19 protein-coding genes and 1 other annotated feature are annotated in these 18,336 nt (G+C 29.8%); of the genes, 9 read left to right on the top strand and 10 right to left on the bottom strand.

Annotated features, from left to right (window positions below):
• The first annotated feature begins 5 nt into the window (after window positions 1–5).
• From KQI86_RS10310 to KQI86_RS10330, 5 genes are all read left to right on the top strand, one after another.
• A complete protein-coding gene (locus tag KQI86_RS10310) occupies window positions 6–1,148 on the top strand; it encodes an ABC transporter permease (protein WP_216439186.1) in 1,143 nt (380 codons plus the stop codon).
• A complete protein-coding gene (locus tag KQI86_RS10315) occupies window positions 1,148–2,239 on the top strand; it encodes an ABC transporter permease (protein ID WP_216439187.1) in 1,092 nt (363 codons plus the stop codon). Before KQI86_RS10310 ends, KQI86_RS10315 begins: the two co-directional genes overlap by 1 nt.
• A gap of 625 nt (window positions 2,240–2,864) precedes the next feature.
• Window positions 2,865–3,068 (top strand) — a binding site (T-box leader).
• Between the two features lie 118 nt (window positions 3,069–3,186).
• On the top strand, window positions 3,187–4,500 hold the full coding sequence (locus KQI86_RS10320; protein ID WP_216439188.1) for a sodium-dependent transporter: 1,314 nt from the start codon (window positions 3,187–3,189) through the stop codon (window positions 4,498–4,500).
• Between the two features lie 175 nt (window positions 4,501–4,675).
• Window positions 4,676–5,500, top strand: a complete 825-nt coding sequence (locus KQI86_RS10325) for a MerR family transcriptional regulator (RefSeq protein WP_216439189.1) — start codon at window positions 4,676–4,678, stop codon at window positions 5,498–5,500.
• Window positions 5,501–5,666: 166 nt separating this feature from the next.
• On the top strand, window positions 5,667–7,256 hold the full coding sequence (locus KQI86_RS10330; protein WP_216439190.1) for an ABC-F family ATP-binding cassette domain-containing protein: 1,590 nt from the start codon (window positions 5,667–5,669) through the stop codon (window positions 7,254–7,256).
• 178 nt (window positions 7,257–7,434) lie between these two features.
• On the opposite strand, the gene KQI86_RS10335 is transcribed toward KQI86_RS10330, so the two are convergent.
• From KQI86_RS10335 to KQI86_RS10345, 3 genes are read right to left on the bottom strand one after another with little or no spacing between them, the layout of a single operon-like run.
• The gene (locus KQI86_RS10335) at window positions 7,435–8,559 is read right to left on the bottom strand and encodes a threonine synthase (RefSeq protein ID WP_216439191.1); all 1,125 of its coding nucleotides are present in this window, start codon (window positions 8,557–8,559) and stop codon (window positions 7,435–7,437) included.
• A 20-nt stretch (window positions 8,560–8,579) separates the two neighbouring features.
• Entirely contained in the window at window positions 8,580–8,957 is a 378-nt protein-coding gene (locus KQI86_RS10340) for a RidA family protein (protein ID WP_216439192.1), read from the bottom strand.
• A complete protein-coding gene (locus KQI86_RS10345) occupies window positions 8,957–9,601 on the bottom strand; it encodes a helix-turn-helix transcriptional regulator (protein ID WP_216439193.1) in 645 nt (214 codons plus the stop codon). The genes KQI86_RS10340 and KQI86_RS10345 overlap by 1 nt, the downstream gene beginning before the upstream one ends.
• Window positions 9,602–9,809: 208 nt before the next feature.
• Between KQI86_RS10345 and KQI86_RS10350 the strand changes: the two genes are divergently transcribed.
• Entirely contained in the window at window positions 9,810–10,388 is a 579-nt protein-coding gene (locus KQI86_RS10350; protein WP_216439194.1) for a M48 family metallopeptidase, read from the top strand.
• A gap of 106 nt (window positions 10,389–10,494) precedes the next feature.
• Here KQI86_RS10350 and KQI86_RS10355 read toward each other — a convergent pair whose 3' ends face one another.
• Window positions 10,495–11,076, bottom strand: coding sequence for a DUF4878 domain-containing protein (locus KQI86_RS10355; protein WP_216439195.1), 582 nt, complete (start codon window positions 11,074–11,076; stop codon window positions 10,495–10,497).
• 251 nt (window positions 11,077–11,327) lie between these two features.
• On the opposite strand from KQI86_RS10355, the gene KQI86_RS10360 reads away from it, so the two are divergent.
• Window positions 11,328–12,557: a diguanylate cyclase gene (locus KQI86_RS10360; protein WP_216439196.1), complete on the top strand. Its 1,230-nt coding sequence runs from the start codon at window positions 11,328–11,330 to the stop codon at window positions 12,555–12,557.
• 69 nt (window positions 12,558–12,626) lie between these two features.
• On the opposite strand, the gene KQI86_RS10365 is transcribed toward KQI86_RS10360, so the two are convergent.
• Together KQI86_RS10365 and KQI86_RS10370 are read right to left on the bottom strand one after the other, a co-directional pair.
• Complete coding sequence (locus KQI86_RS10365; RefSeq protein WP_216439197.1) at window positions 12,627–12,965, bottom strand: arsenate reductase family protein; 339 nt, start codon at window positions 12,963–12,965, stop codon at window positions 12,627–12,629.
• Between the two features lie 36 nt (window positions 12,966–13,001).
• Entirely contained in the window at window positions 13,002–13,640 is a 639-nt protein-coding gene (locus KQI86_RS10370) for a LysE family translocator (RefSeq protein WP_216439198.1), read from the bottom strand.
• Window positions 13,641–13,948: 308 nt separating this feature from the next.
• Between KQI86_RS10370 and infC the strand changes: the two genes are divergently transcribed.
• Window positions 13,949–14,455 (top strand): translation initiation factor IF-3, encoded by a 507-nt coding sequence (infC, locus tag KQI86_RS10375; RefSeq protein ID WP_216439552.1) that lies wholly within the window; start codon window positions 13,949–13,951, stop codon window positions 14,453–14,455.
• Window positions 14,456–14,497: 42 nt separating this feature from the next.
• Here the strand turns inward: infC and KQI86_RS10380 are convergent, their stop codons facing one another.
• The 3 genes from KQI86_RS10380 to KQI86_RS10390 form a co-directional block, all read right to left on the bottom strand.
• Window positions 14,498–15,850 (bottom strand): YjiH family protein, encoded by a 1,353-nt coding sequence (locus KQI86_RS10380; RefSeq protein WP_216439199.1) that lies wholly within the window; start codon window positions 15,848–15,850, stop codon window positions 14,498–14,500.
• Window positions 15,851–15,989: 139 nt separating this feature from the next.
• Complete coding sequence (locus tag KQI86_RS10385) at window positions 15,990–17,348, bottom strand: PFL family protein (protein WP_216439200.1); 1,359 nt, start codon at window positions 17,346–17,348, stop codon at window positions 15,990–15,992.
• Between the two features lie 13 nt (window positions 17,349–17,361).
• Complete coding sequence (locus KQI86_RS10390; protein WP_216439201.1) at window positions 17,362–17,631, bottom strand: ACT domain-containing protein; 270 nt, start codon at window positions 17,629–17,631, stop codon at window positions 17,362–17,364.
• 132 nt (window positions 17,632–17,763) lie between these two features.
• On the opposite strand from KQI86_RS10390, the gene KQI86_RS10395 reads away from it, so the two are divergent.
• On the top strand, window positions 17,764–18,015 hold the full coding sequence (locus KQI86_RS10395) for a CPF_0552 family protein (RefSeq protein WP_216439202.1): 252 nt from the start codon (window positions 17,764–17,766) through the stop codon (window positions 18,013–18,015).
• Between the two features lie 41 nt (window positions 18,016–18,056).
• Here the strand turns inward: KQI86_RS10395 and KQI86_RS10400 are convergent, their stop codons facing one another.
• On the bottom strand, window positions 18,057–18,326 hold the full coding sequence (locus KQI86_RS10400; RefSeq protein WP_216439203.1) for a DUF1294 domain-containing protein: 270 nt from the start codon (window positions 18,324–18,326) through the stop codon (window positions 18,057–18,059).
• Between the last annotated feature and the right edge of the window lie 10 nt (window positions 18,327–18,336).

Here is an 18,336-nt window from a genome sequence, read left to right on the forward strand (position 1 = left end):
TATGAATGAAGTTAAAGGCGTATATTAAGATAACCCTAAAAGGTATTATAAAAGAATTACCTATGATGTTATTTGTTTTTGCAGTATTTCCAATTTTTCTAAGTTGTCTCTATGGATATTTCCAAAAGGATGTATTTAATATATCAAATGAAATGTCCAAAGTTACAATTAGTATTGTAGATGAAGACAATTCTAATGCATCAAAGGGGTTAATAGATTTTTTACAAGGAGAGGAATTAAAAAAAATAATTAAAGTTGAAGAAGAAGATAAGAGTGATATGAATGTAAAGATTCCCTTAGGATATGAAGAAAGCTTATTAAATTTAAAAGAAAATGAAATAAAAATTGATCAAAAAGATAAAAAGAAATTATCTTCATTTAAAATAGTAACCATACTTATAGATAAATATAACCAAGATATTCAACAGGGAGTGGTTATAAAAAATAAGTTAGGAGAAGAGAAGTTAAAGGATATAAATTCTAAGATTAGTGAATTATACGAAGAAAATGTAATAGAAAACAATATAATAAAGACGGAAAATAATCTAACTTCTTTTGAATATTACTCAGTATCTATAATGAGTTTTATTATAATTTACACTATTATATCTTTGGTGGCAGGATATTATACTGAAAGAGAAAATGGTGTTTTTAATAGAATAATGTCCACTTCATTGAGTAAAGTACAATATTTCAACTATAATTTAGTTACTTTTTTTATGTTTGCTATGATTATGAATTTTATATATGTGATGACTTATAGAGTTTTTAATATATCTTTTAAAGGATCATTGGGCTTATTGATGGTTTTATTAACTTTAACTAGTATATTAGAAGCGGTTGTAGCAGGGCTTGTTATTGCATTTATAAAAAGTAAAAAAACTGCTACTCATCTATTAAATGGTCTTGTGATTGTAAGTTGCTTTTTTGGAGGAGTATTCTTGCCAATAGATAAGATGAACAATTCTTTTATGAGCTTTATTGGTAAGTTTATGCCTAATAGATTGATAATTAAATCCTATAATAACTACTTATTAAATAATTCATTAAATGACTTATATCCTTATATATTTATGTTTGCTGCAAGTGCTGCTGTTCTATATATTGTTAGCTTATTAAAAGTGAAATTAAAGTGGGGTGAGGAATAATGAAGATAATAACTTTAGCATTAATTCATTTAAAAAGAATGGTTAAAGATATGAAAATGTTAAGTGTCATGCTCATAATGCCCTTAGTAGTTATTACTGGAACCTATTTTATTTTTGCTAAAGGGTCAGATGGAAGTGGAGTAGACGTAGCCTTTAATATAAAGGATAAAGGTAATTATGCAAATATATTAATGGAAGAATTAAATATAACTAAATCTGTTTACTATAATGATGAAGATAAAGCATTAGAATCTCTAAAAAACAATGATATTGTTGCAGTATACGTAATTCCCGAAGATTTTACAGAGAAAATAAAGGAAGGTAAAAAGCCTATTATTGAAGCATATAAAAGAGAAGAAGGCAATGGCACTTTTGTTATAGAAGGAAGATTGAATGAAGAGATAAACAAAATAATTAAAAATAGAATTTTCCTTAAAGAAGGGGTTATAGAAGAGGGGCAAGAATTAAGTAAAAGCACTATTACTACAGTAATGGAGAAAGAAGATAAAATAGATGACGAATTATTTTATACAGTACTCTTGATTATAAATTTTATTATACTTTCAGCAAGCTCTATAGGCCAAGAAATAATATTGCTTAAAAAAGAAAAAATATTATCTAGAGCAATAAGTACTGCAAATAAGGGATGGGAGATTATCGGAAGTTTATATTTAGCTATGTTTTTACTGCAAATAGGTATTTATACAACGGTGGTACTTGCAGAAAAATTTATAATAGGATATTCATTTGAAAATTTACACATTGTGTTGATAAATATATTATTAGTAAGCTTATATTCATTAAGTCTAGGAGTTTTATCAACGAGAATATTTGAAAATGAAGGTGTAGCATCCATTACAATAACTCTTGTGGGCATCACCAGCACCTTTTTCAGCCTGGTAGGCTTAGGCTTACACTCTGATAAAACCTCTTGGATAATAAATAATTTATCTAAATTTACTCCTCAATATTGGGCTTTTGACAGCATAATGAATGGAGTTATATTTCCTAATTCTATGATAATAATTTTGATGTCTTTAGTATTATTTACTGCAGGAAATATTAAGCTTAATAATTTTGTTAATAGATAGATTAGAAAAATTGCCGCTTTTTCTTAAAAGGCTTAAGTAAATATTTATAAAAATATAATTATAAAATATAAAAAATAAGAAATATTTATGGGTTTGACAGATAAAAAAATACTTTCATATCTGTAAGTTTTTACAGATATATTTTTAGAGTTAAGTTATGACAAGTTATTTTCACAATTGTAAGTTTCTACAGAGATAATTTGTTGTACGAAATAGAGAGCTAAATACGTAGTGAAGCCGCTCCAGAAAAAGTCGCTATTTCACTACATACTTAGCTCTTTTATGTTTTACAAATATGTTTTGGAATATTGATTATATGAAACTTCAAAAATGCTATGTAATGTGCCCTATGCATTTGAGCAAAATCTAGAGATTCTTAATTTATTTTAGAACAATACCGTTAAGATGCTGTACATGTTTGACCGAAGGGAGTTTGTCAGCATTAGGGATTTTTATAAAATAAATTTTAGAAGTTCTTATTGCAGCGAAGGCTACAGAAACATTGCATAGCATTTTGGAGTTGTTGTAATATTGAAATTTTATAAAACTTAAAAATTTCATCTCAATTTTTATTTTATAGTGACAATTTTATATATATGTGATATAATCCATAAATATATAAAATAATTGGACTATGAAGGAAGAAAGTAGCAGGTTTTGTGTGTTATTTAGAGAGCATGGTGGTTGGTGGAAACCATGTGTTGCAAAGGCTAGCAAATTACATTCTTGAGTCTTAATGTGAGAGCATTACGGTAGTCGCCCGATATAGCGATTTAAGGCACAATTATGTGTAAAGTAAGGTGGTACCACGGGTTTTCTCGTCCTTAATAGGATTTGAGAAGGCCCTTTTTATATTTTAAGTATTATTTGCCACTGACTTGGTGTAGAAATCTTAAATATTTTCCGGTGGCACATGACATCACGATAATTTTAGGAGGAATAGTAGTATGGTAGAAAGAGAAAGTTTTACAAGTAAACTAGGATTTGTGCTGTCCTGTTTAGGATCAGCAGTGGGATTAGGAAACATATGGATGTTTCCATGGAAGCTTGGGCAGTATGGAGGAGCAGCCTTTTTAATACCTTACTTTATATGTGTGTTTCTTTTAGGATCAACAGGGCTTGTAGGAGAGTTTGCCTTTGGTAGATCTAGAAAAAGTGGTTCTCTACAAGGGATTAAAGAAGTTTTTAATGAAAGAGGAAAAAAGGGTGGTAAGCTGTTGAGCTTTATACCTATTATGGCAGTAGCGGGAACTTTGGTTTTTTATGGAGTTGTTGTTGGATGGGTGTTTAAATATTTTTATGCTTCACTAAAAGGTGAATTTTTTACAGAAGATATGGGAAGTTTTTTTGCGAATTTTGCAGGAACTAAAAGTAGCATTCCTTGGCATTTTATAGCTATGGCTTTCACATTAGCTATTGTTGCTTTTGGAGTAATAAAAGGTATTGAGAGAATGAATAAAATCATGATGCCAGCCCTATTTATTATTTTTACTGTTCTTGTTATTAGAGTAAGTACACTACCAAATGCTATAGAAGGAGTTAAATATCTTTTAATACCAAGATGGGAATATTTATTAAAACCAATTACTTGGGTAATGGCTCTTGGACAAGCATTCTTTTCAGTATCGTTAAATGGAGCAGGTATGGTAGTATACGGAAGTTATTTGAAGGAAGACGTAAACATACCGAAGGCAAGTATGCAAGTAGCTATATTTGATACTTTATCAGCTTTACTTGCGGCTTTTATAGTAATACCAGCGGCTTTTGCTTTTGGATTAAATCCTGAGGCAGGACCCTCATTACTTTTTATAACTATGCCTTATATTTTTAAATCAATGCCCTTTGGATATTATTTTGGTATATTATTTTTCTTGAGTGTTATTTTTGCATCCGTATCATCTATAATCAATATGTTAGAGGCCACTTCAGAAGCCTTTATGAGTATATTTAAAGCAAATAGATTAAAGAGCTCAATTATTATAACTTTAATTGCTTTTATAATAGGTATACAGCTAGATTTGAGTATGGATAGGTTTGGAATGTGGTCTGACTTTGTAACTATATACTTAGCACCAATAGGTGCATTAGTAGCGGCAATTACATTCTTTTGGGTATATGGAATGGACAACGCTTTAAAGGATATAAATCTTGGAGCAGAAAAACCTCTAGGAAAATGGTTTCAACCTTTAGCTAAATTTGTATTGCCTATTGCATCTATATTAGTATTGATTTTCGGTATTATATACAATGGAATAGGGTAATAAACTAAATAAATTTATCATTTAAAATAAAGGGTTCCTCTTATATTTAAAATATAGGAGGAATTTTTAATATACAATATATTAAAAATTTTTTATATTACTATTGACCTTGTCACTATAGTAAAGTTTAAAATATAATTAACCACTTCGAAGAGGAAATATATAGGAGGATATAATGTACACAATTGGTGAATTCTCTAAAATAGGGAAAGTAACAACTAAAATGTTAAGACACTACGATAAAATAGGTTTGATTAAACCAAACTACGTAAACCCGGAAAATCAATATAGATTTTATGGGAAAAGTCAAATAAAGGATATTTTGACCATTAATAAATTAAAGAGATTTGGTTTTTCATTGGAGGAAATAAAAAAAGTTATTGAAAATGAGAAAGATAGGAATGAAGAAGAACTAAATAAATTAATAAAAAAGCGTATAGAGGAAATTAAAATTGAGATTAAGTTAAATAGCAGCATTTTATTTGAACTAAAAGAAATAGAAAGAAAGATTATGAAGGGTGATGATATAATGAGTATTAAAAGAAGTTTTAATATTTCTATTTGTCAATTAGAAGAATTTAATATATTGAGTATAAGGGATAGAATCGCTGTAAATGAAATTGGCGATTTAATAAATAAATTATTTGAGAAGGTTTATAAAAATGGCCTTAATCCAACAGGAAATGTTATGACTATGTACTATGATGAAGACTTTGATCATGACATGACAGATTTAGAAGTTTGCGTTTCTGTAGATAGGGAATTTAAAAGTGAAGAGCTGTCCACAAAAACTTTTAAAGGGGGATTACATGTATATACTACATTTATAGGTCCTTATGAAGAAATTGGAGAAGCATATGCTGCTCTTATGGACTGGATTAAGCAAAATGATTATAGAATAATAGGAGCTCCCTTTGATAAATATGTTAAAGGCCCAGAAACAAAATGTAATTCTAGTGAATATGTTACAGAAGTATACTTTCCAATTATGAAAAAATAAATTGAAAATGCAAATATAAATATTAGTTAAACCTTGTAATGCTTGTATCATTGCAAGGTTTTTATTCTTTCATATGGATTATATAACGGGATTATGGTATAATATCGCAGTATGTGTCGATAATTATAGAAATTAACATATAAGATTATGGAGGAGTATATAAAGAATGATAGCAGTAAGTGATGTAAGCCTAAGATATGGCGGACGTGTATTATTTGAGGATGTCAACGTTAAATTTACAAACGGAAATTGTTATGGCCTAATTGGAGCCAATGGAGCTGGAAAATCTACATTTTTAAAGATATTATCCGGTGAAGTTGAAGGAAATAAAGGTGAGGTTTCAATGGGTTCAGGTGAAAGACTTGCAGTTTTAAAGCAAGATCATTTTGAATTCGATGAGCATGGAGTTTTAGAAACTGTAATAATGGGGCATGAAAGACTTTATTCTATAATGAAGGAAAAAGATGCTATTTATGCAAAGGAAAACTTTACTGATGAAGACGGAATAAGAGCTGCAGAATTAGAAGGTGAGTTTGCAGAACTAGATGGATGGGAAGCTGAGGCTGAAGCTGCAACTCTCCTTATGGGACTTGGAATAGAAGTTGAAAGCCACTATAAACTTATGAAAGAACTAGATGGAAGTCAAAAAGTAAGAGTACTTTTAGCTCAAGCATTGTTTGGTAAGCCTGATACCTTACTATTAGACGAACCTACAAACCATCTAGATTTAAAATCAATACAATGGCTTGAAAATTTTCTTATGGACTTTGAGAATACAGTAATAGTGGTATCCCATGATAGACACTTTTTAAATAAAGTTTGTACCCACATTGCTGATTTAGATTTTGGAAAGATCCAGCTTTATGTTGGTAACTACGATTTTTGGTATGAATCAAGCCAACTAGCTCTTCAAATGGCAAAGGATCAAAATAAGAAAAAGGAAGAAAAAGTTAAACAACTTCAAGAGTTTATTGCAAGATTTAGTGCTAATGCATCTAAATCAAAGCAGGCCACTTCACGTAAGAAAATGCTTGATAAAATAGACTTAGAAGATATAAGACCTTCATCAAGAAGATATCCTTTTGTTGGCTTTAAGTCAGAAAGAGAAGCAGGAAATGACCTTTTAAACGTAGAGGGATTAAGCAAAACTATAGATGGAGTAAAGGTATTGGATAATGTAAGCTTCATGGTGAATAAAGGTGATAAAATAGCCTTCGTTGGAACTAATGAAATAGCTAAAACTGCATTATTTCAAATCATTACTGGAGAAATTGAAGGGGACAGTGGAGAGTACAAATGGGGAATAACCACAACTCAATCATATTTCCCTAAAGATAATAATGAATATTTTGAAGGTGTGGATTTAAATTTAGTTGATTGGCTTCGTCAATTCTCAGAAGAAAAAAGTGAAACTTTCATAAGAGGATTCTTGGGAAGAATGCTTTTCTCAGGGGAGGAAGCCCTAAAGAGTGCTAAGGTGTTATCAGGGGGAGAAAAGGTTAGATGTATGTTATCTAGAATGATGTTAAGTGGTGCTAATGTGCTTATATTAGATGAACCTACAAACCATCTTGATCTAGAGTCAATAACTGCGGTAAATAATGGTCTTATAAATTTTGATGGTACAATATTATTTACTTCCCATGACCATCAGTTTGTTCAAACCGTTGCAAATAGAATAATTGAGATAACTCCAGAAGGAAAGATAATAGACAAGAGAATGTCTTATGATGAATACTTAGGATTAGATAAGTAAAATAGATCTTTCTTAATTGTTAGTACGATTTGAAAATATATTCGTAATATAGGTTATAGGGGAAAATATATCCAATATAAGATAACCTCACAAAAATAGAAAAAATAGTCCCTCTTATGGAAATAGAGGGGCTATTTTTTATTAGAATACATAGCATGGGATATTTATTTTTAAATGGTTAGAGTTCTGATTTAAGGCCAGAACCGCAAAGGGGAATAATAACTTTTCCGCTAGGATTAAATCCTGTCTCCCTTACATATTTGAAATAACCTGCAAAGGTAGAAGCGGTAGTAGGTTCAATGTAAAAACCTTTTAGAGCTAAGTCGTCTCTTGTTTTTAATATATCATCCTCAGGAGCTAAAATTATTTCTCCACTAGTATCCCTTATTGCTTCAAGTATTTGACCTCCTCTTTTAGGATCAGCTATGGCAATACCTTCTGCCAATGTTCCAGTATTTTTTACTTCTATTGTATAATTCTTATTTTCCACGAAAGCTTCATATATTGGTGCACAGTATTGAGATTGAACTGCAATTATCTTTGGAAGCTTTTCTATAAGTCCAAGTTTTAATAGATCTTTAAAGCCATAATACGCTCCCAAAACTAAAGTGCCGTTTCCTACAGGAATTATCAATGCTTCTGGAATCTCTCCCTTTAACTGTTCATATATTTCATAGGCATAGGTTTTAGTGCCTTGATAAAAGAAAGGATTGTACACATGACTTGCATAAAAACCTTCTCCTCTTTCAACAGCAGATAAAGCCGCTCTCCCAGTATCTTCTCTATTACCAGGGACTACATGAACTTTGGCTCCATGAGAAGCTATTTGTTTTATCTTTTTTGGAGAGGTATTTTCAGGAACATAAATATCGCAGTCAATACCTGCGCGATTAGCATAGGCGGCCACTGATGTGCCAGCATTCCCACTACTATCCTGTATTACTTTCTTTACGCCAAGCTCCTTAGCCTTTGCTATCAAGACAGCAGCACCTCTATCTTTAAAGGACATGGTAGGCATTAGATAATCAAGTTTAACTAGAAGATTTGGATTTTCTTTATCCAATGGAACTATAGGTGTCATACCTTCTCCCATAGATATATCTTTCCAAAGAGTAAATTCACTAGAAAATGGTAGAGCTTTTATGTATCTAAATAAGCTCCATTCTTCCTTATTTATGCTTTTTTCAGAAAAGTCTATAGAAAACTCTTCTAAATCTAGCATTCCCCCGCAATCACATTTGAAAACTAAGCTTTCAGGAGTGTGCTTTTTTTCACATTTGCTACAAATATAATTTGTTGACATAATATCATCCCCCATAATAATTAATTCATAGCTGCAATAGCTTCAATTTCTATTTTAAAACCATAATGAAGATCTTTTGTAGGTACAACACTACGAGCTGGCTTATGATCTCCAAAGAATTCTTTATATACTTTATTAACCCTATCCCATAATTGAATATCAGGTATATAAAGTGTTACTTTTAACACCTTTTCTTTGCAAGTGCCAGCTTCATTTAGTATTAACTCCATGTTTTTTAAAGTTTGCAGTGTTTCTTCTTCTATTGAGCCGAACTTTTTCTCACCAGTGTTAGGGTCTATAGATAGCTGACCTGAAATAAACAATAAATTGTCGTGGGCAATAGCCTGAGAGTAATGGCCACCTGGTTTTAAGGCGTTTTGTGTACTAATAATTTTCATTATTGCTCCTCCTCTTTTTTTATGATATCTAGGTAACTATATACAGTTACTCTAGAAATACCTAGCTTTTCCGCGACTCTGTCTATGGCTCCCTTCATTAGAAAAATTCCTTTCTTATCCATAAACTTTATAAGCTCTATTTTATCTTTACGTTTCATATCATCAATGCTATCTGTTTCTATGATTTTATCAATGAGATCTTCCACTATTTGAGCTACATTTGGAAAGGGTTCTACTTCTTCTGTTATAACTTCTTCTTCTACATATAAAAAATCTGCAATCGTTTCCTTGAAATTTATGAATACATCTAGTCCATAATTAACGCAGAGGGCACCGATAACTTTTCCTTTCATATCCCTTATCAAGGCAGTAGAGGACTTTACCTTTTTACCATCTGCAGTGGTAGTCATATAATTTACTGCACAGTCATCCATAAATTTTTTTGATAGCAAAACTTTTTTTACTAAGTGATCAAAACCTTGACCTATTTGGCGCCCTGTTACGTTATTGTTTATCGTATAAACAACAGAACTTTGAGGGGTTGATAAGTCATGTATGACAACTTCGCAATTTTGTCCGAAGGTTCTAGCAATAAGATTTGCTACAGGAATAAACTTTGCTAAATCTTTGTTCATTGTACCCATTTTAATCAACTCCAAATAAAAATTATTATATATTTTATTGTATGTATAAATTTTTATATAAAATTACTATAAAATACTGTTTGTATAATATATTATATAATATTTTATATTTATTTCAATCTATATATAAAATATTAAACAAATATAAAAGTTATGTTGTAAAATATATGTATAACTTTTATTAATATTGAATACAGGAGATATAGTAATGATAGAATACACTTTAAATAGAAAAAAAGTAAAAAATATAAATTTAAGAGTAAAAAGAGATGGTTCTGTGGTAGTCTCGGCAAATCCAAAAGTTCCAGTAGAATATATAAATAAATTTGTTTCTAGCAAAGAAGAATGGATAATTAAAAGTATTGAGAAATTTAGAGAAATAGAAGATAAGAGAAGAGTAGAAAAAGGAAAGATACAAATATTAGGAGAAATTTATAAGCTGGAGGATATAAGTATAGGAGAGGATAAAATAGATAAATGGATTAGAGAAAAGGCAAGACTAGAATTTCATCAATCAATTAAACGAATGTTGCCTTTATTAAAGGAATATAACATAAAAGCTCCTACTTTTAAGATTAGAAAAATGAAAACTAGATGGGGAAGTTGTATTAAAAATAAAAACTCCATTACATTAAACATGGAACTTATAAAATACCCAAGAGAAGTTATTGATTATGTAGTTTTACATGAGCTAGTACATTTTGTCCACTTTGATCATAGTAAAAACTTTTATAATCTTTTAGAAGGATTAATGCCTGACTGGAAGGAGAGAAGGGAGTCTCTATAGAATAAATAATAAAGATATAGTATGTTTTAATGAACATTGCTATATCTTTAATTTAATTAATAGTTTATAAATGAGATTTAGTACTAATAAAAATCTCTAAAAATCTTTAAAAGTTCAATACTTCGGACATCTTATTGAAGTTTCCTGTCAGTGCATTGAATAAAGGCTCAGAAACAAGTATTACCCATTTGTTATTTTCTTTTACTAATTCAACATCCATTTCTGACACAGTTGTAGGAGCATTAGGATCATTTATGGCTTTAAGGAAATGCTCCATCATCATTGCTTCTGCTTTTGCATCATCAATATTTTCTTGTGAAAAGGCTGATGCAAATAAAGTAGGCAATAATTCAGCAAGAGTATTTGTTAATATTTTTGGTAAATTACAGGAAGTAATTTTAACTTTAGCTGTGGCTTTATCTCCCTTAACTTCAGTTGATAATATTTCATACTCTAGTTTTGTTAATACTGCTTCCATTATTTTTTTCTGTTCTTCATTTTCAAGCTCTAGATCTTCAGAAGGCACATCCGTTTTAACGAAGGTCATAGCAGTTTTAAAATCTTGCTTTTTAAAGTTTTCTAAAAAAGAATTCATGGTATCACTAGGCTGGGCAGAACAAGCAATTAGTGATAAGGATGTGATTAGTATTGCCATAATCAAAGCTAGTCTTTTAATATTTTTTCTCAATTTTATAGAACCCTCCCCGATAAATTTATTTATTAACGTATAATTATATATAATCAATCTATGTAATAACATAGAAATGATGCATCATACCATTATATCATTAATATGGTTATAAATCATATTAATATAATTTTTGGAATAATTTATGATATCAAGTTAATTAGACAAATTACGATAAATATTTTACATGAGATATTTTACTTTAAAAAAATTTTGAATTAAATTTAAAAGGGGTGTATTGAGGTATATTAATGAAAAGAAAAGGAAAAATTTCCAAATTACTTCTTAAAAATTATTTGGTATTATACTGTCTCACCACAATTACTTTCATTATTTGTTTTGCTATGATTCTATTTTTTATCAAAAATGATAGTGATAGGACGGTTAATAATTTGAATAAAACCCTTCAAATAATGGAGGATGATTATAGAAAGATAGATGCTTCTGATATTATAAAGCTTGGTGGATTTATAGAAATATTAGATAATGACTTAAATGTAATATATAGAAAGGGTAATGTTGAAAAGTATAGAAAAAATTATAACAAGAATGAGTTTTTTAGCCTTATATCAGAGGACAATGAAATAGAGCATAATAAATATAAATATAAATATATGATTGAATATAATGATAGGAAAGCTTTCTTTTTAGTGAAAGCTCTACCTATGGATAGTTATAATAAATTAATTAACGGCATTTCTGATATAGACACGCTATATATAATTAGCATTGCAGCTTTATTTTATATTATTATATCTGTATTAAGTATATATTTTTATTCTAAGCTTACGGCAAAAACATTCTTAAATCCTTTATATATCCTTAGAGATGGTGCTATAAAGATTGCTTCAGGTAATTATAGTGCAAGAATAACCCTTGATCTAGATAATGAATTTGGAGAGTTAACAGATACTTTTAATATGATGGCAGAAAAAATAGACAGTGATATAATAAAGCGAATATCTAAGGAGAAAAAACTTGCTAGCAAAGCTACAATAGATGAATTGACAGCAATATATAATAGAAGTGCAGGAATGCAGATTTTAAAAGATAATTTTAAAGTTGCAAAATATATGGAAATCCCTTTAAGTATATGTTTTTTAGATTTAGATGAACTTAAGCATATAAATGATACATTTGGTCATGCACAAGGAGATAATTATATTAAAACTGCAGTTGCGATAATAAAAAATCAAATACGCGAGAAAGATGTATTTATAAGGTTAGGAGGAGATGAGTTTTTATTAATTTTCATAAATACTAGATATGAGGAAGCAGAAAAAATATGGTTAAGAATTAAGAAAAGTATAATTAAATTCAATGAAGAAAATGGATATACATTAAGCATAAGTCATGGTATAGAAACTTTTTATAAGAACAACTTCAACAGTGTAAATAATTTTTTAAACTGTGCAGATATGAAGATGTATGAAGATAAGAAAAAATTTAAATTAAACAGAAAGAAGAAAAAAACTGTGTAAAGAAGGGGTATAATTATTTTAATATATTATACCCTTTTTTAGGTTTATCCTTTTTTAAGTTTGTAATATCTACTCCCAAGATTTCCATATATCAGGTTCATAGCCTACGGTAGCTTGTTTACCATTGCGAACTATGGGAGTCTTATAGAGTTTAGGATTATTTAAAAGCAGTTCCTCTTTAACACTATTGTTTCTTATATTCTGTAAATTTAATTTTTCATATTCTTTGGAATTTTTATCAAATAAATTTATTAAACCTACAGCAGATTTAACGCTTTCTAGCTCTCTTTTGCTTAAGACTTTTTTATTTAAATCAATAAATTGGTATTTAATTCTTCGTTCTTTAAAATATCTTTCTGCCTTTTGTGTATCAAAACATTTTTTGGTACTGAAAATTTGAATGTTCATAAAGCAATATTCTCCTTTAACTCTTTTATAAATACATTATTTTTGTGTAGATAAAGCTAATTTTAATCCTAAAAGCAAAAATACAGTGCCTGTAGTTCTTTCTAACCAAAGCTTTGATTTAGAAGTTCCTTTAAGTAAAGAACCAGTTTTACCAGTTATTATACTAATTATAATGCTCACTGTTGTTGATGAAAAAATAAAATAAACTCCAAGGATTAATATTTGTACAACAGTATTCCCTGCATTCCCGTTAATAAACTGAGGTAGAAAGGATAGAAAGAATATGGCTACCTTTGGATTAAAAACACTAGTTAGTACACCTTGAAAGAAAATTTTAAAAAGGCTATCATTTTTTAATGAAATTACATGATCAACTTCTTTTTCCTTAGAATTTTTCATAAAAGTAGTAACTCCTAAGTACACTAGATAAGCAGCACCAGTATATTTTAATATATTAAAAGCTAATGTAGATTTTGCTAATATTGCTGACATTCCTAATGCTGCTGCTATTATATGAACTACTTGTCCTGTAGCTATTCCAAAAGAGGAAATAATACCTGTTTTTGTCCCTTGTTGTATGCTTCTAGTAGAAACGTATATCATGTCTGGGCCAGGAGTAATATTTAGTAAAAAGGTTGCCAGCATAAAACCTAAAAAAGTTGAGTAAGAAATCATGTAAAGTCCCCCTTTATTATAATTTTCTATTAAAACTTAGACTAAGGCGATTTAATGTACTATAATATATTATACATTAAATTTAATTATTTAAAATAAAACCTATTTTATTTTAAATAATCAAGTAATTTTTAATTTAATATGGTATAGTTATAATAGTAGGATAAAATAACAGCTATTGGTCCTTATTGACAGCTTTGATATTAATAGATAATATATTTATAGATATTAAAGTATGTTAAATAATAAAGCATATAAAATAAAATATATGCTTAATATATAAATTTAATTAATTTTGGAGGTGCTGTATTATTAATAATTTTAATTTAAACGAGGGCATAAAAGAAAAGGAAATTAGACTAGTTGGTGATGAAGAAAGCCGTATTATTAGTACTAATGAAGCTTTGGATTTAGCCAGAGAAAAAGATTTAGATTTAGTAATGATTTCCCCTAATGCTAATCCACCTGTATGTAGGATAATGGATTACAATAAGTTTCTTTATGAGCAAGCTAAAAAGCAAAAAGAAAGTAAAAAAAATCAAAAGGTTATTAAGATTAAAGAAGTAAAATTGAGTGCTACAATAGAAGAGCATGATATTGATGTAAAGGCTAACAATGCAAAGAAATTTTTAGCTGCGGATAATAAGGTTAAGGTTTCTATTAGATTCAGAGGAAGACAAAACAATTATACTAGCGTAGGGAATGAGGTCTTCAAGACATTTGTTGAGAAAATAGGTGATATAGGAACGGTTGAAAAGCCAGCAAAATTAGAAGGCAATAATATGATTATGATTTTAGCTCCTAAAAAGAATTAGGATTTAATAAAAGAGACTTGTAAATACAAGCCTCTTTTTTATTTAAAACAGCATATGAGCGATAAGTGAAATAATAGGTAGGGTTATTAAGGTCCTTTGTAAAAATATTATAATTAAATCTTTTATAGATACAGGTATTTTTGAACCTAAAAGCAATCCTCCAACTTCAGACATATAAATTAATTGGGTAACGGATACACAGGCAATTATAAAGCGAGTCATCTCACTTTTAATTGTAGCCCCAATAACTGATGGTAGAAACATATCTGCAAAGCCAACTACTAAAGTTTGAGAGGCCTGTGCTGCTTCTGGCACTCCAAGTAATTTTAATAATGGTATAAAAGGAGTTCCTAACCATTGGAAAATTGGTGTATACTCAGCAAGAATTAACGCAGTTGTACCCATTGCCATAACTATAGGAGTTACTCCTAAAAGCATATCAAGGATATTTTTAGAACCTGCTATAAAAAACTCACCTAATCCTAGGCCATTACTTGCCTTATCTATTGCCTTATTTAATCCCCATTGAAGGGTGGTAAAATTTTCAGGAATAGTTTCTCTGTCATCTTTTGTACTATTATTTATATAAGTATCTGATTTTCTTGAAAGCGGAGGTATACGCGGTGCTATTATAGCAACCACAATACCAGCAAAAGTAACGGTCAAATAAAAAGGAACAAACATATGAGAAAGTCCAATTTGAGATATTACTACTAAACTAAAAGTTATAGAAACAGCAGAGAAAGTTGTTCCAATAACAGCAGCTTCTCTCTTTGTGTAATAACCATCTTCATATTGTTTACTTGTAAGCAATACCCCAATAGTTCCATCTCCCAACCAAGAGGCTATGCAATCTATAGAAGCACGACCAGGTAATGTAAATACAGGACGCATTACTTTAGTTAACAAAACACCGAAAAACTCTAATAAACCATAGTCTAATAGTAAAGGTAAAAGCATTCCAGCAAATAGGAACACAGAAAATAAAATAGGTAGTAAGCTAAATAGCAACAATCCACCAGTATTTTCTGACCAAATCCATTCAGGACCTATCTTAAAGTAAGTGCATGTAACGAATATAGCACCTAATATTCTAACAAAAAACCAGAAATTGCTCACGTTGAACAATGTATTAAAAAATTTATTTTCAATTACAGCTTTTGGCTTTAATACTTTAGTCCAAATTGTTCCTAAAGAAGTAATAATAATTATAATAGTCATAAGTCCAGGTAAAATTGACTCCAGTCCAGTTTGAACTAATTTTGAAAATATAGCAATGGGAATAGTTACTTCTCCCTTATATGATATTGGAGTCATAAAAAGAAAAACGCCAATAATAGATGGTATTAAAAATTGGAGTAAATTCTTTAATGAATAATTTAAATTTTTTTCCATTCCGCACATTTCTCCTCTTAAAATTTATTAATATTTATGCAACAGAACCCATTATAATGTATAAATATAAGCTTGGCAACAGCTTTTGAAAAATAAAAAGACTATTGGCAATGAAAAATCTACCAATAGTCTTAAAGTCTTAGTTTTTAAAGCTATGTATAGGTGCAGGTATTCTTCCACCTCTATGGATAAAGGATTTACTAGAGAATTTGCTAACCTCCATTATAGGTGCTCTTCCAAGCAATCCTCCAAATTCAACTTCCTCTCCGATGGTTTTACCAGGTACAGGTATTATTCTAACTGCTGTGGTTTTATTATTAATTACTCCGATAGCTGCTTCATCTGCTATTATTGCAGAAATAGTCTCAGCTGGAGTGTCACCAGGTATGGCGATCATATCTAAACCAACAGAACATACACAAGTCATAGCTTCTAGTTTTTCTAGTGAAAGGGATTTATTATTAACGGCATTTATCATTCCAATATCTTCACTTACAGGTATGAAAGCGCCACTTAACCCTCCTACATGGTTACAAGCCATAACTCCACCTTTTTTCACAGCATCATTTAATAATGCTAGGGCAGCTGTAGTACCAGGAGCTCCACAACTTTCAATGCCCATCTCTTCTAGAATATGTGCTACACTATCTCCAACAGAAGGGGTAGGAGCCAAAGATAAATCTACAATTCCAAAAGGTACTCCAAGTCGTCTTGATGCTTCACGAGCAACTAATTGTCCCATTCTAGTTATTTTAAAAGAAGTTTTCTTTATGGTTTCTGCCACAATGTCAAAAGGTTCACCTTGTATATTTTCAAGAGCAGATTTAACAACTCCAGGACCACTAACACCCACATTGATTACACAATCTCCTTCTCCAACTCCATGGAATGCTCCTGCCATAAAAGGATTATCCTCTACAGCATTAGCGAAAACTACTAATTTTGCACTTCCAATGCCAAAGTTATCCTTTGTAAGTTCAGCGGTTTTTTTAATTATTCCACCCATTTGACGGACAGCATCCATGTTGATTCCTGATTTTGTGCAACCTATGTTTACGGAAGAACATACTAGGTTTGTAGAAGATAGCGCTTCAGGTATAGATTCTATAAGTATTTTATCTCCCTTATTATATCCCTTTTGTACTAGGGCTGAAAATCCTCCTATGAAATTAACTCCCACTGTAGAGGCAGCCTTATCTAAAATTTTAGCATATTCCACATAATCAATATCATCAGATGCTCCCGCTATCAATGAAATAGGGGTTACAGAAATTCTTTTATGAATAATTGGAATACCGTATTCTTCCTCAATTTCTTCACCAACTTTTACTAAGTGTTCAGCGTTTTTGCATATTTTATCATATATTTTTTTTCTGGATTTTTCACCGCTTGAGTCTATGCAGTCAAGCAGAGAAATTCCCATGGTAATTGTTCTTATATCTAATTTTTCTTTTTCTATCATTCTAATAGTTTCAAATATATCATATGAGTTTAGCATGAAAAGTCCCCCTTTATATTCTGTGCATGGAATTAAATACATCTTCGTGTTGAATTCTAATAGATACTCCTAATTCTTCTCCTTTAGTTTTTAAGGAATCTTTTAGTTCTTTAAAGCTTATGTTAGATTTTTCAATGTCGATAAGCATAATCATAGTAAAATATTCTTGAATTATTGTTTGACTAATATCCAATATATTTACATTTTTTTTGCTTAGTTCATTACTAACTCCTGCAATGATACCAACAATATCTTTCCCGATAACTGTTACAATAGCTTTCATAATTAATCCTCCTCATTTTAAAACATATAATTCTTAAAGTAGATTTTAACACATTAAAATTATAAAGTGAATATATAATTAACTAACTAACCATAATATGGTTAGTTATAATTATAATTGAGGAGTGATTATATGGATAAAACAATAATAATGGGAGTTTCTATTGAACCAAGAAATCTTCATGCAGTAAAAGTTCAAGACATACTTACAAGACATGGCTGTATCATTAAAACTAGATTAGGATTACATGAAACTTCAACGGATACTTGTTCTCATAAGGGAATAGTATTATTGCAGCTCTGTGGAGAGGATAAAGATATAGAAATATTAGAAAAAGACTTGATGGATATAGAAGGTGTGAGAGTAAATAAAATGGAAATTTAAAAAATACAATTAGCCAAAATATGGCTAATTGTATTTTTACTTTAAAATAATATATTTTTTGCATATACCATGGATACCATTTGAAGTATAAATATACAAGGAATTCCAAGGGTGAAACTTTTATGTTTTGTCTTATGACGAAATAATTGCATACCTAGAAAAATACCTATACTGCCAAAAGCTAGAGCAGTTAAAAATAAATTCTTTTCAGATATTCTCCACTTACCCTTTATAGATTTTTTTTTATCTATGTACATTATTATAAATCCGTATAGATTAATAATTAATAAATAATAATAAAATACTTTCATGATAAACCTC

This window comes from Clostridium mobile (genome assembly GCF_018918285.1).
Classification (GTDB): Bacteria; Bacillota; Clostridia; order Clostridiales; family Clostridiaceae; genus Clostridium_AW; species Clostridium_AW mobile.